A 14,557-nucleotide genomic window follows, 5' to 3' on the forward strand; every position below is an offset into this window, starting at 1 on the left:
AAGATAGGTTCTCTTGGCCGAATTCTTCGATAGCTTGCCAGCCATCGCAACCTGAAGCGATAGCGGCTAAAACAAGAAAAATAATATCAACTAAATCATGGTCTAGGTTGATGTGAGAGCGAGGGTCTTCGATGAGTTTCAAGTGTTCAAACAGTGACATTAGGAATAGGTCGTTAGCATAACATGCTTGCTCTGATCCTGTTTAAGCCTAAAAGTTTCCGTTAGTTAACAAAGTATGATCCCGCCCTGCATGATGAACGGGTTCCAAACTCGCAATGGCGACCATTTGTCGGCAAAAAACAACTCGGGCAAATCCAGCCTTATGTGTTAAGCGATAATGCGTTAAAAACAAAAATGGCCATTTTGTCTTCGTTTTATTCGTATCTGACAAGTGAAGAATATTGTGAGCGGAATCCTGCTCAAATCTGGCTTAATCACAGTCGATTTGCAGCAAACAGGCAATATCAGCGTCAAAGTCATGAAGATGAAAATAGTCTCGCATTCACTGAATTACAGTGGTCATATATTATGGCGACCGTTACTGGACTAGCAGAAGAATTTCCTGAGTTACATCAAAGAAGTTTATTCCTCATTACATTGATTTATTGCTGTTATTTACGCGTTTCAGATGTGTCTGCACGTGCGGGTTATTCGCCGGTGATGAACCAGTTTAAACGTAATCAGCAAACGGGCATCTGGAGTTTTCATATTCCGTTGAGTAAAGGTGGTAAAAGACGCAGTGTTGCGATTTCAAAAGCCTTGCTCGATGCGTTAGTCAAATATCGTCAGTTTTTAGGATTAACGGATTATCCAGGACCAAACGAAAATCATCCTTTGTTTGTACGGCACAAAGCTGCTGGACGCGGCCGAGATGTTGGTATCCTCAATGCCAATCTAGGCATTCGTCATGTTCGCGACGAAATTCAAAAAATAATTAATCTGGCTGCAGAACGTATAGAAATCGATGGCTTTACACAAGATGCGGCGCAGATGCGCAAACTAACTGCCCACAATATTCGTCACACTGGCATTACGCACGATATCAATATCAACCGCAGACCGTTATCCCATGTACAAGCCGACGCTGGCCACGAAAGTATCGACACTACATCGCAATATTTGCACACAAGCCAAATTGAACGTCATGAAAGTGCATTCAACAAACCAATCGACCATTTGAAAGGTATAGAGTGATTCGACATGAAGATGCGCACAATGTATATTATGTTAAATATGCTCTATATGGTTCCCATCGCCGCTCTGTTTTTGTGTGGCTTGTCATTCCAAATGAGTTTTGTGTCATTTCGTGAGTCTGACTTTTGTTATTATATATCAAGGCTATAACTCAATCCGCCGACAGCTTTGCTCCATTATGGTGCAAAGCTGTTCATCCAGAGCGCATTAAACTTTGTGTTTGCTGCTTTTTGACAAAGTGCATCTCACACGCAGCTACGCGAACACTTTTGAAGTATAGATATTAATTTTATGAAACTGGGCATCACTTCAGCATCTGTGACACCTGATAAACTGAGTTCTGCGGCAATAATTTCATGGCTATGTGTATCTACGGCAATATGCAGTTTACGCCACACTCGGCGCTTTCCATCTGTGCCATGTTTCTTTACTTTCCACTTACCTTCGCCATAGACCTTCAGGCCTGTCGAGTCGATAGCTAAGTGCTTAATGGCGCCGCGAGTCTTGGTTTTAAAAGCAATATTGACCGTTTTCGCGCGTTTACTGATGCAGGTGTAATGCGGGCAAGATAATGGGATGTCACCCAGTTTAAACACCGAATTGATTAAGCCCTGTAAGGCTCGCAGTGGTATAGAGAAAATACGCTTAACCATCAACGCAGTGGTAATGGCTGAGTAGCTAAACACACGAGGACGACCTTTCTTGGGCTGCTCGACCTTGGCTTCCCACTTAGCAATTGCATCCTCATCAATCCAGAAGGTAAGTGAACCGCGGTTGATTAAGGCTTGGTTGTATTGCTTCCAGTGGGTTGTTTTATAGCGAGGTTTTGACACGGTTAATGGGTAAGTTGATAGGCGATGCCGATCAGATCAGCGGCTAGGGTTTTAGTTCAACCTATTTAGGAAACAAAGCCTATTGGACTCGCAAAACTCGCAAACTAGCCAGAATCACCTAGCAATGCGCTTATGCTTGTTCAAAAAATCACAATAAAATACTAACATTTTGCCGATTTTGAGCCGCCATGGGCATAAGTATGTCATTTTCAGGAGTTTTTATAGATATCGAGTGAAGCGCCCTAACCTTTTTTGGACAAAAATAATTATGTGTACTAGCTCATATATGAACTGATAGTGTTGATTAAATAGCTAGACTTAATCGGACAATCTCAACTCGACACCACCCAGCTCATTTCTGTCGGATAGACGGCACCTGTTACCAAGTGCCGCCTATCCGACATCATAATTTTCATTAAATGAGACTGCTATTGAATACTCAGAAAATATCGCCTGAAATTTGTCTGTAAATTCAGCCCATTTCGATGCACTTTTTGATAGTAATAACAGTATGTTTCTGAACACACTGTTCGCATCACCTTTTGCAGCGGCTTTTCTAACAATCGATGGTGGTTTGTATTCTTCGAGCGCAGGAATGCCTGCTAAACCTGGGACAATTATTGAGTAAGTATTTTCTATATCCTGCAATCTTTCACCTAACACCTGCAATCTTTCACCTAACAATTGAGCAATACTGAACGGTTGATTTTACGATTAAAAGCAATGGTATTGTCATGATTGAAGGCCGCCACTTGGAAGACAGTTTTTGCCAAATCAATGCTGATGAGTTTATAGTTCATATCGGTCACCTCGAGTCAGATTTTGTGCACCTAAATCATGGCACATTGCGATGCCGAGACCGATGTGACCATCTCAACAGCCATTATAGACTGTGTTCTCGTCATCAAATCAGTTATGGATAAATTAGATGTACGATGTCAAGAACATCTCTGAATAATTTTAGAGATATTCATCGTGCATAATTTTAATGATAAATATATATTGCTCAATATCGAATCTGTCAAATCTTTTTGAGTTATATTTCAGCAAGCACAGCATACTCTGCCTCATCTCTGATTTTCGGATTAAATATTGTTTCACGATTTGTATTGTAATAAATATAACTTTTTGCGTAATTTTCAATTAACTTTGTCGACTCATAGTTCAAAGGTTTCTTCCCTTTTAATAGTCCTCGTGTATAGCAGAACATATCAGCCATAGCTTGTGCATTTTTTACTGGCACACTAAAATCATTACACGTTACTTGTGGTATTATTTCAACGAAAGCGTTTTTGAAAGTCTCAGCGGATAAAAAACTATTTTTTGATCTATATATACTATCTCTTATATGAATAGCAATATTATATGTTTGGAAATTGACATCTTTTACAGATTTTGCAGTATGCTCAAATTTCGTAATGTCTGTTTCCAGAGTTAAAATGACTATAGTCTGTAACATTTGAGATCCATATTCTGTAACAAAATACACCTTTTTACCTCCATTCTGAATCATATCCCTTAAGTACTCGAATAAAACAGGGAGCATCTTAGTGTGCCGAACTGGGGTTGAGAAACTTAATGTTTTTGAATAGACTATCACTCTATCTATATCTTTGTAATATTTTGCGGCGTTAATTATAAAGTCTGTGGCTGCAACGTAAGGATCAAAAAACTCTTTATAATCGAATCTGTAGTCAAACACTTCCATAAAATCTTTGGATCCTGTGATATGTTTATATAAGTCTGATAAGCAGAACCCATTTGAAGACAATGCAAGTATTAAGAGCTCTGCATCACCTATATAATTGTCACAAGTGCAACTTTTTGAGCCCTCACGAGCACTTTTTACTTTACAAAGAATACACGTGTTAAAATTATCTAAAAATGTTGTTCTAGATGGCATATTGGCATTTCCTGTTATTGCAACTAAACTCTCTTTTAGGGATTTCAGCCTATATTGTTTGCTCTTTATCTCCAATAGGAACATACAGATCAGGGAACTATTGTGCGTCTAAATGGAGGTAGCTCAAGGGGTTCAGTTCTTATCTTACCTAGGCCTGTTATAAGGAACAGAGATAGTTATCACATGTAACCTTGTTGCGTTTTAACGTTGTCAATAAATTTTTCAGTATTATCACTATTTATTTACCGCTTACTGCAAAATATCAATTATTCGACCTTACTCTTTGAATAATCTTCTTCCATAGTCACTCTCCCTAAGAATCAGCTATATGATATTACGTTCTTGGATCAAGGTTGATTAGATATTGCAGAAATTGTACGAACAATCCTGCTTAAGTCAATTTCTTGTGTTTTTTTGTCCATACTGGTAACCATTCCTTTTTTATTGAATCGATAAATTCAACCAGGACTTTGATGCAAGTCTTAGTCTCGAGCAAACAATGAAGTTTTTGATATCCACATGTAGACCAGTTTGATTCATCAGCACCGCATACTGGCCTATTGCTCGCTGAGACACTGACCATCTAAAATGGTAGCCTCAAACTGTTTTAATCACTGGTGTAACAGCGCTTATCGGCAGTCTACCTCTGATTGTCTCGACTTCCAGCTTTTTGCTGACAAGCATCTTTTGCAGCTGTCAAGCTAGTCTTAAACTCACTCAATCGTTTCGCATTATTTATTTTTAGTAGGCCGATTTGCCCGGTTGCTTTTATAGCAAAACAGATGTTTTATCTCTTATCTGTTTTTATTTCTAGTTTTATGAGAACTATACTGTTTCTGGGCTATCGAAATACTATTAAAGTCATTGCCTGAAAATTGACGCAGGAAAAAGGAGGCTGCTCCTCCTTCCATTTTACCTACATGATGCAGGCTTAAGAGCCAGAGTAACATCTACAGGAAACCAGGCACCGCAATCATCATTCTGGCATACCTTGATTGCGTAATCTCGGGTGGCTGGAGTCAAGCTATGCAGCACAACACTACCGGAGGTAAATTCACCTTCAAATAGAGCATTTGAGCTCATGACTTCACCTGAAGAAACGGAGTACAAGCGATAGCTTATGCCCTCTCTAGTGATACCATCCATCATAGTTAGCTTGTACATTTCACACAGACGAGCCGCATTGCCGAAGTGGTCAAGATACCATTCTTGCTCACAGGTATCTTTGCCTGACAGGACGTGTTCCAGGCGGTTGGCGGTGCCAGCAGTGATCGCGTTGGTCAGATTGAACAGCTTGGTCGCGTCCATCAAACCATCACCACACACGCCAGAACCACAGGTTGAACCCACAGTGTCAGTACGGGCAGTGAATGACAGGGCTTCAGTCAGCTGTGCAGGGGTCGCTTTGGCCACGTACTTGGTCACTGTCAGTGCGGCAGTTACCAGTGGTGCGGCGTAAGAGGTGCCCTGACCATAGCAGGCACTGGTGGAGTCATTGCACATAATCGCCATATCTTCGCCTTGGGCGACGATGTCGACGTGTTCACCATAGTTACTGAACCCAGCCCTACCGCCGGAGCGGTCTACCGCGGCTACGGTGATGACGTTGTCGCACTTGGCTGGAACATAACCGGCAGTATTCGCGTTGTAGTTACCTGCGGCAACCACGATGGTCCAACCTGCGGCGGTAGCGGCATCAATCGCTTCCTGCAAATACGCTGGACAGGCGTCCGTTGTAGCAATCGCTGCGGAGATACTCATGTTGATAGAGCCAGGCTTGCCGGCATATGGAGTTACACCATCGAATGAACGGCCGGTCGCCCACCACAGCGCATCGGCAACATCACTCAGCCAACCGTTACCGCACGTCAGGGCTTTGATAGCGTGGAGTCTGACGTTATTGGTTACACCAGCCATGCCGGTGCCATTATCCATCTTGGCGGCGATGATGCTGCTGACGTTCAAACCATGACTCTGACACATACCAGCCAGTTCTGCGGGAGGGGTGTAGTCGTCACTGCGCTTCTGTTCAGGTCCTCCCTGAACAAGGGCTGTGGTAGAGAAGTTGCGTCCACTGTGGTAAGACACTTCGTCGTTTGCCACAAACTCAGAGTCAATCACCAGTACATCTGGGGCGTCACTGGCCTGGTTGGTGATCTTGCTCATACCAGCGGCATCCCACATACCCACGATATCAGAGCCAGAAGGGCTAATTTCGGCATTCTCAAAGTAGAAACGCTGGGCATAGCTGTATGCTGGATCGTTGGTGGCACTGCTGCTCACGTCACCTGCACTATTGGGCATGCTGTCACGACTGGATACTTCTAGGTCAGCTTCGACATGACCGAACACGCCTTTAGCATTCAGGTGTCGGGCCACTTCGGTAGCTGAATAACCGTAGCTTGGCAGGGTCACAACTTGCATAGGGCTACCACTGGCCACGGCAGACTGCGAGCGCATCTGGGAGGCGTCATTGCCGCTGAGGCACCATTGCGCTTCACCGTGAGGGGTCGCCACGCAGGTTTCACCTGGGGCAACAGGGGCTCGGTTCTGTTGACGACTAGTGCTTTGGATCTCAGTGGTCTGGCCTTTGGTTATCACCGCTCGCACGGTGTCATTGGCTATGGCGGCGAAGGAGGCCACCAGAGCCAGGGTCAGAGTAGACAGCTTATAAGTGACGTTTTTCATGTTATCATTCCCATTCAGAATTCAATTAGTTTACTGAGCACATGTTGGTATCAGTACCGACAATGGCAGCCAGGAAGGAAACTGGTGCTGCGTATTGCCATACGCCGTTTTGATAAGAGCCCAGCGCTGGATTACCTTCGAACATCGACATTCCGTAATCCACTTCATCCAGATACACCCCCGTCACCGTGAAATAGCCGGTGGCGACGCGGGCAAGTGCAGCAACCTCGGCCAACACTTGTGCGCCAGCTTCTGAGTGGATCTGAGCCTTGGTGAGGATGTCATTCATGGCTGTGTTCAGGGCAGTCTCCCCCACCTGACCTGCGTTGTAGGAGGCAATAAGCGCTGGGCCACTGGTAATCCACGCATCGAGCAGCGCTTTGGCATCGCTGCCATTCACTTCAGCCTGAAACTCCGTGCCATAATCGCGGTCAATGGTTTCACCCATTACCATGGCGATTTCTGAAAGTTTGTTCACTAAGGCCAGTGACTGGGTACGCTCCGTAAACTTTGTCATCTCTGCTGCGGTACCGCTGATTTTTGCGATGATGGGACCAGCAGTGTTGTCTTTCAGCACAGCCTTGCTGGTATGAGTTACCTTGCGGTTGGTGCCATCAGTAACTGTCACTGTATTGGTGATTGCTGCACTGGCGTAATCCACGCCACCGGCAGTGACAGTCAGTGTGACTTTGTCGCCATCAGTGACGTACTGAACCGTTGCAGCACCACCAGTTACCGAAGACGATGTATCTACTGAAAACACTTGCTGAGCGCCAGAAACCGCAAGTACATATTGTGCTCCGCCGTTTTCCTGGATGACGTTGGGCAATGCATTCACTATACTCAGCGACAATGCCGGTATACTCGTTCCGCCCCCATTCGAGCCGTTTCCGCCACCCGAAGAAGGCGGTGCAGTAGCAGCGTCGTCACCTCCACCACAGGCTGATAGCGCAAACAACGAAGCAGCGGTTAAAAATAGAAGTGGATTATTGTTGTTCATGAGTTACTCCTGCTGGTTGTGCAATGTCAGACACAGCGAATAATTGATGAGCCTGACAAGGGGTAATTAAAGTCCGATGCGAAGAATCAGCTATCTATCGCGATTATTGTTTTAACTTTTTGGATATTAGAATCATCACCGATTCGAGTATGGGCGCCGCGACTTATTTAGATAGTTCTTGATATTCAATTAAACTTCTACACTCCGGTTGGTTCATGGTGCTCTCATTGTTGTGAGTGCAGATCGGATAAGTAGAACGGAGTTAAGCCGCCAGTTCCTGTATCTGCTCCCAAAACAGCACTTAGCAGTCTGATTCCCAAATCCTCAGAATTTCTCCCGGTGTCAGCTTCGCTGCACACACAGGCCCCAAGGCAGTTAGCTGAAAGTTTTCAGCTAAGTCGTTGTGACAGTAAAAGTACCGTCAGAGCGCATGCTTTAGAACAAAAGTGATTGATTCTGTTGCTGATTACATGATGGCTCTTTTCGCTCGTTATCTCACGTTGATGGCATCATCTTAGGCGTTGAAATTAAATGTTTAAATCTGTATAAGTTGTATATACACATTTCTTCACTACGGCTTACGTGATGGATATTAGAATGGATAAGACCAACACTTTACAAAGAAATCTACTGAGCGAAATAGATATCTACTGTGAGCTGATTATTACTACTGAACTTAGGAAAATGGGCATAGAAATTACGCCTGAAGCTAGCGTTGATGTACTTTGGGAGCAGATTGACCTCGTGTTAAGTAATCTGTGGTTAACCTTGGGCCGAGAGTTGCAACCAAACGCAGGCAATCACGATACTGAATGGATCGTTGGGGAAAGTGTGAAAGAATGGATTGAGCGGAGGGTACGAGATAAACAGTATACTTATGAGGTTCTTCCTGAAATTACAGGACTTAGCGGATTAACCATAAAGAAATTAAAAAGTTCGGAAGAATACTTTCTCTATTTACACAAGAATACTGAAGATAATCTAAGCCAAGTGCTCGGAAATTATGGCTATCCATCAGCTATTCAAACTCTAATACGACTAGCTAAGATCAGGTTGTCCAGCTCATTTGGCCAGATAATTAAAACAATTATAGATAGGGAGGATGATAAGATAGCTCTGCTACGAAAGCAGATTCCATCGTTGGAAACTCATATTGCTAGACAATGGTTATTTGAGTTGCAAAAAATAATTAATGGAGTTGGCGTAAAACTATCTAATAAATTAAAAGCGTTACGAAGCGATTGCGATGTAGGAAATATCATCAGGTTAGCATTGTTAGATGGTGAAACTAGATTGCAACGTCACTTAGGTATAGATGATGCTCGTACATTGAAAAATGAAATTGAGAAAAGTTTCTTTGCTGAGGTAGAAAGGTTAAATACAAATATTTTACAGTGTAAATTGAAGAAGGATATTCCAGTTGGAGTGCTAAATTTTGAAAAAGCACAAATTGAGCAAGAGGTCTGGGAAGATATAGAAGGAAGTAAAAGAGATTTCATTGAGAAAATTAATAGATTTTGTTCTATATATGAGTTTTATACAAGAATAAAAAAAGAATCTGATCTTGTTAATAAATTTGATGAGTGTTCTTATTCGAGGAAACATTGTGATTTTTGTGATCCTTCGATTGGTGTATTCGCTGATAATAACAACTTTCCTTCTCCATTTGACTTGCATATTGAACGCGAATATAGTTTTGATGAGATAAAAGAAACGCGTGATGCTGGGTTTAGCACATCCATAAAAGAAGTTAAATTAGCAGATCTTAACTTAAATAGCTGTAAAATTTTGTATCTAACGACTCAATGCAAAAAAAAGTTTGGCGCATTGAGAACATTGGAAGATGCATCCTTTCGTATTCCATTTTCGATCTGTAGACACTGTGCTGAAAATTTTTCCAGTATTATTGTAGAGCCTGTTTCATCAATTTTGAGACAAATACGTTCTAAATGGGGTGTAAGTCAAAAAGCAATAGCTTCTGAGTTAAAAGTTAATCAAGGTATTATTTCTAGGCTGGAAAATGACAAGATACCATTTGTTGACCCGTTTTTATTAAATAGACTATATGGTCTTTATTTCTTAGGGACATTAAGCGAACAACAGTTTATGGGCCGACAAGAGCGATTTTATATTTATGAATTGCTGAAAGAGCTAGAGATGAGTGGGTTTGAACGGAGTAGAATCAGCGTAGGATATAAGTCAATTAACCCTTCTTCTAGATACTTGAAATCACATGGGTCTATCGGAAGTAAGATGGAGTGTTGCTGTGATGCATTAGTGAGGGATGATACTGGCAAGATAAGAATTGCTTGTTTCCTTTCAGGGTGGCAGACGCATGAAGCTCATGTGCTTATCGCAGCAGGACATAGAATGAGAGCTACACATGTTTATTTTTTTCGCCATGTTTGTTTAGATATCAGGACTGGACATTCGAAAGTCTGCAGCTTGCCTTTTAATAAATCCTTTATGGTCGTTAGGAGCTTAAATGAAAGAAAGAAGTACGCTGAGCTGGATAGAGCGCTACTGAGGGTTTATGGCTTGGAAAGTATGATTAACGATTTTGAATATGCTTCTTTTTCCTTTAATACGGAACGGTTTAGGAGTGGATTTCGTTCTTATGATTTGGAGAATCTATCGCCTGGGTCGATTAATCCTATGCACACCACAAAATGGTATTTTTCTTCATTGCCAAGGATAGAATATGGCGATGGTATGTGGTTAAGATATTTGAAGGATTATAGTCTTGACTTTTTGCTTATTCCCATCTCCTGGGAAGAAAGTGCTCGTGGAAAATTTAGCCAGATAGGGGCTATTTTGCAAGAAGAGATTTATAGGTCAATATTTTCAGGTTTTAAAAGATTTAATGAGGTAATGGATGACTATGAAGTCGACAAAGAGGTTGTAGACTGCTGGATTAATCATTGGAAAAAATCATGAATATGCTAAAAATCACAATTTTTTAAGACCGGGTATTGGTGAGTAAAAATCATCAAACTAAAGTCAATATTGGCATTATTTTGTTGCTGCTGGATGTACTACCTCCAAGAGCAACAAACACTAAACTAAGCAGCATGCAATGTCTGATAAGCGCGAGAAGTAGAGAACAAAATAACCCCCAGTATCGTTTGTCCAGTTGCTCCGTATAACTTAATCCACTGTAATCGCAGCTGTATTTCTCTATTCATAGACACCAATTATATTGAAATGATGTCTATGAATCACACAATTTAGGCAACAACGCCATCCAACTCACACACAATATCGTTGCATTTTGCACCCGTCCAGCTTGAGTTCTGCTTAGAAAAGCTACCTACCATAGCCCTTTCTGAGCTTCAGATAACTGCAGCATAATCCAATTCAGTGCTTAGTTCATCTATCCATCTCCAAATGTACTATAATATCCAGCGGCTTATCTTTTACTTCGTAGATTTGGCGATGCGTTTTATAGCCTTTTGCAGATACTTTTATATCATATTTCCCGGGATTAACATGCATACCATGACGATATTTCTCATTAATATTCATTACTTGAACTACGGCATCAACACCATAACTTGCAAGTACCCGGATATATAAAGGAGCATACTGATAAGGTGGGTTTTCTTGCTCGGCCGGTGTCATTTTTTTTAATGTAATGAGTTTTTCAAACAATCCAGCTTTTACATCGTAAATTTCATAATGTGTGAAATACCCCTCTTTTTCGATACGAACTTCATACATTCCCGGGGGAACGTCATAACGCTCATCTGCGTTCACTATTTGAACTTTTGCAGTCGGACGTGACGTTACTTTAAGCCTTGCCATTTTTTTGACTTTAAGTTCTTTATCAATTAGCTTTTTCTTGGATTCTTCTTCGCCATCTACTTCAAATAGCTCTTTTACCCAAATAATACCATCTGCCAATACGTACTCGACAGACCCCGCATAATAAGCCAACCAATTCTTCGGGCCTTCAATATTGCCTGTCATCCATCTAGCTAGTTCCCAACGGGATTCGCCAAAAGAACCTTTATTAAAGTTGATTACTTTTCCATCAAACTTGACGGGTTTATCTCGAGCACGGTAATCATTCATATAGAAGTTATATGAAATGAATAGCGAAAAAAATAAAATAATATTAATTAGGTTAATTAATTTATTCCAACCTTCTTGACGATGGTAATAATGAAAAATGGAAATAATTCCAACAATAATTGGCCCAATAAAAGCAAAAAATATAAAGGCAGATATCGGCAGGAAGAAAAACAGAAAACCCCAACCCTTGCTTGAGACAACGCCTATTTTTGAAAATTCAGAAGTCAAATAAAAAGAAAGCCCCCCGCCAAGTGCGAGAAAAACAATAGCTGGCCATGATTTTTGTTCTTTTTTTTGTGAGAGATAAACTTCAATACATTCCTTATCTAAAGCTGCAAACGTCCCAGGCAGACAAAAAGACATTAGTATTATCAATGGACTAGCTATCAATAAGCTAGATACTTTGAGCACCATAAAGCCAAGCATCATTAGCCAAGCAAAAATAAAGAAAAAAACTATGGCAGGGCCTAGTGAGCCTCTTTCTGTTGTCGTGTAAGTCGAACCGTTACTACGACGATAGGTGGTCTCATAAATTGTATTTGAATCTGTCTTCGCATATTTCCCCCAGGTCTTGAGTGTAGAATAGGCAGGCAAACCAAGCGCCATTAATCCACCGACAACGGGTAAGCTCATATATGGAAATTTTTTAATGTGCCTTAAAAACATTACTCATCCCTCTTTCTAGCAAGAATTAATGCCAATTATTAACATCACTCAAGGAAGGTGCGGTTAGTCGTTCGCTTCTCCCTACATGACGCCCCATTCCATCTTTATCGACGTCAACTGGGGCTTTGTTTCTTTATAGCGAAAACACTAAGATTAAAAAAATTAGGATGATATCTTGTCGAACCGCAAACAATCAACGACGGTTCAAGAGCTTCAAGCTTGATTTTTTTGTGTTAAAAGAGGCTTTGTTTCCTAAATCGAGTCAGCGAACAAAATTCTCATCATTGTTCAAATATCAAGCTATATAGTGGGTTTCAGGCATACCTAGCCCAGTAAGTTTGTTCAAAGCCCTAATCATCGCGTAAGTTTCTCCCACCTGAGCGTTATAATTCCGCATGCTCAACGTGCCTCCTAGCAGTTGTTTTATCCTGTACATAGCGGTTTCTGAGATTGAGCGGCGATGATAACCATACCGTTTTTTCCATTGCTTATTTGAGCCATGAAGCTGTTGCCAACTGACGGCTAAGTTTCGTGGATGCCCTTGTTTCCATAGTGCAGCACCTTCCCTAGGTGGAATGAGCACTAAAGCGCGTTTTCGACGAACGGCTTCGTGACAGGCTTTCGTGTCGTAAGCACCATCACCCGAGATATTGCGGATTTTTCGATGGGTTTGCTTAAGTAAATTGGGCATCACTTCAGCGTCTATTACACCTGATAAACTGAGTTCTGCGGCAATAATTTCATGGCTATGTGTATCTACGGCAATATGCAGTTTACGCCACACTCGGCGCTTTCCATCTGTACCATGTTTCTTCACTTTCCTGTGGCTTGTCATACAAAATGAGTTTGGGAAATGCGTAGAAACAACGAGTTAGAAAATACGATTTTCTTTGGGAGGCTTTAAATAGTCATAATTTATAATTTTAAGCGCTAATAAATCAATTAGCATCTGATTGAAGATGGCCGAAATATGACTTTATTTATATTTAACAATATAGTTTTTTAAGTAATTTATCACTCTATTTTTATCAGAAGTGTAAGCATGGAATTAAAGTGAAGACTATTTGAACTCAACGAAGACAATCTTTTGAGAAAAAAGCATGGGCTTTGTTTCCTAAATAGGTTGAACTAAAACCGTAGCCGCAGATCTGATCGGCATCGCCTATCAACTTACCCATCAACCGTGTCAAAACCTCACTATAAAACAACCCACTGGAAGCAATACAACCAAGCCTTAATCAACCGCGGTTCACTTACCTTCTGGATTGATGAGGATGCAATTTCTAAGTGGAAAGCCAAGGTCGAGCAGCCCAAGAAAGGTCGCCCTCAAGTGTTTAGCGACTTAGCCATTACCACTGCGTTGATGGTTAAGCGTATTTTCTCTATGCCACTGCGAGCCTTACAGGGCTTCATAAATTCGGTGTTTAAACTGGGTGACATCCCATTATCTTGCCCGCATTACACCTGCATCAGTAAACGCGCGAAAACGGTCAATATTGCTTTTAAAACCAAGACTCGCGGCGCCATTGAGCACTTAGCCATCGACTCGACAGGCTTGAAGGTCTATGGCGAAGGTGAGTGGAATGTGGCTTGTCATTCCAAATGAGTTTTGTGTCATTTCGTGAGTCTGACTTTTGTTATTATATATCAAGGCTATAATTCACTCCGTCAACAGCTCTGCTCCATTATGGTGCAAAGCTGTTAATCCAGAGCGCATTAAACTTTGTGTTTGCTGCTTTTTGACAAAGTGCACCTCACACGCAGCTATGCGAACTCTTTTGAAGTATAGATGACGTGTTAGAAATGAATTTTATGAAACAATGCCCCAATTACTTACAATAATTCATCGGTTTACCAAGCTTAATTGAAATTGGTTCGTAGTTATATTTCCACTGCTTAATCTTACCTATTAATTTGTTGTAATGTTGATGACGTGATTTATCAACATCGGAGTCGCTCGAACACATCACCAGTTTCACCTGACTGTATCTTAAACCATTTAATCGTCGCTACGTGAATGCTTTGGTATATTGGACTCGAAAACTAGCCAGAAACACCTAGCAACGTGCTTATGCTTGTCCAAAAGTCACAATAAAATACTAAGATGTTGCCGATTTTGAGCCGCCATGGACATAAATATGTCATTTTCAGGAGTTTTTATAGATATCGAGTGAAGCGCCCTAACCTTCTTTTGGACAA

Annotated in this window: 7 protein-coding genes and 5 pseudogenes; 3 read left to right on the forward strand and 9 right to left on the reverse strand. The window is 41.5% G+C overall.

All coding sequences use genetic code 11. From position 1 onward, the window contains the following. Nucleotides 1-160, reverse strand: a 160-nt coding sequence (locus L5L98_RS20390; protein ID WP_263139880.1) for a transposase family protein, incomplete at its 3' end; no start/stop codon positions are given. Nucleotides 161-246: 86 nt separating this feature from the next. Between L5L98_RS20390 and L5L98_RS20395 the strand changes: the two are divergent. Beyond that, a pseudogene (locus L5L98_RS20395) lies at nucleotides 247-1,194 on the forward strand (tyrosine-type recombinase/integrase); the annotation flags it as partial. 287 nt (nucleotides 1,195-1,481) lie between these two features. On the opposite strand, the pseudogene L5L98_RS20400 reads toward L5L98_RS20395, so the two are convergent. From L5L98_RS20400 to L5L98_RS20425, 6 genes and pseudogenes are all read right to left on the reverse strand, one after another. After that, a pseudogene (locus L5L98_RS20400) lies at nucleotides 1,482-2,027 on the reverse strand (IS5 family transposase); the annotation flags it as partial. A gap of 393 nt (nucleotides 2,028-2,420) precedes the next feature. Then, entirely contained in the window at nucleotides 2,421-2,690 is a 270-nt protein-coding gene (locus L5L98_RS20405) for a hypothetical protein (protein WP_263143163.1), read from the reverse strand. A gap of 20 nt (nucleotides 2,691-2,710) precedes the next feature. After that, nucleotides 2,711-2,827: pseudogene (locus tag L5L98_RS20410) on the reverse strand (IS110 family transposase); the annotation flags it as partial. Between the two features lie 236 nt (nucleotides 2,828-3,063). Next, entirely contained in the window at nucleotides 3,064-3,930 is an 867-nt protein-coding gene (locus tag L5L98_RS20415; protein WP_263143164.1) for a hypothetical protein, read from the reverse strand. Nucleotides 3,931-4,842: 912 nt separating this feature from the next. Beyond that, the gene (locus L5L98_RS20420; RefSeq protein ID WP_263143165.1) at nucleotides 4,843-6,540 is read right to left on the reverse strand and encodes a S8 family serine peptidase; all 1,698 of its coding nucleotides are present in this window, start codon (nucleotides 6,538-6,540) and stop codon (nucleotides 4,843-4,845) included. A gap of 103 nt (nucleotides 6,541-6,643) precedes the next feature. Further along, nucleotides 6,644-7,447, reverse strand: coding sequence for a hypothetical protein (locus L5L98_RS20425; RefSeq protein WP_263143166.1), 804 nt, complete (start codon nucleotides 7,445-7,447; stop codon nucleotides 6,644-6,646). Between the two features lie 768 nt (nucleotides 7,448-8,215). Between L5L98_RS20425 and L5L98_RS20430 the strand changes: the two genes are divergently transcribed. Continuing rightward, nucleotides 8,216-10,555 carry a helix-turn-helix domain-containing protein gene (locus L5L98_RS20430; protein WP_263143169.1) on the forward strand — a complete coding sequence of 780 codons (2,340 nt, stop codon included), beginning with the start codon at nucleotides 8,216-8,218 and terminating at the stop codon, nucleotides 10,553-10,555. Between the two features lie 432 nt (nucleotides 10,556-10,987). Here L5L98_RS20430 and L5L98_RS20435 read toward each other — a convergent pair whose 3' ends face one another. Then, on the reverse strand, nucleotides 10,988-12,358 hold the full coding sequence (locus tag L5L98_RS20435; RefSeq protein WP_263143171.1) for a hypothetical protein: 1,371 nt from the start codon (nucleotides 12,356-12,358) through the stop codon (nucleotides 10,988-10,990). 295 nt (nucleotides 12,359-12,653) lie between these two features. Beyond that, nucleotides 12,654-13,178, reverse strand: a pseudogene (locus L5L98_RS20440) (IS5 family transposase); the annotation flags it as partial. Nucleotides 13,179-13,541: 363 nt separating this feature from the next. On the opposite strand from L5L98_RS20440, the pseudogene L5L98_RS20445 reads away from it, so the two are divergent. After that, nucleotides 13,542-13,955, forward strand: a pseudogene (locus L5L98_RS20445) (IS5 family transposase); the annotation flags it as partial. Nucleotides 13,956-14,557: the final 602 nt, after the last annotated feature.

Source organism: Shewanella sp. SM23 (assembly GCF_025654295.1).
Classification (GTDB): domain Bacteria; phylum Pseudomonadota; class Gammaproteobacteria; order Enterobacterales; family Shewanellaceae; genus Shewanella; species Shewanella oncorhynchi.

Excerpts from the sequence above, each read along its gene's own strand:
- L5L98_RS20415 (WP_263143164.1), bottom strand. The coding sequence starts at position 3,930 with ATGCCATCTAGAACAACATTTTTAGATAATTTTAACACGTGTATTCTT.
- L5L98_RS20430 (WP_263143169.1), top strand. The coding sequence starts at position 8,216 with ATGGATAAGACCAACACTTTACAAAGAAATCTACTGAGCGAAATAGAT.
- L5L98_RS20435 (WP_263143171.1), bottom strand. The coding sequence starts at position 12,358 with ATGTTTTTAAGGCACATTAAAAAATTTCCATATATGAGCTTACCCGTT.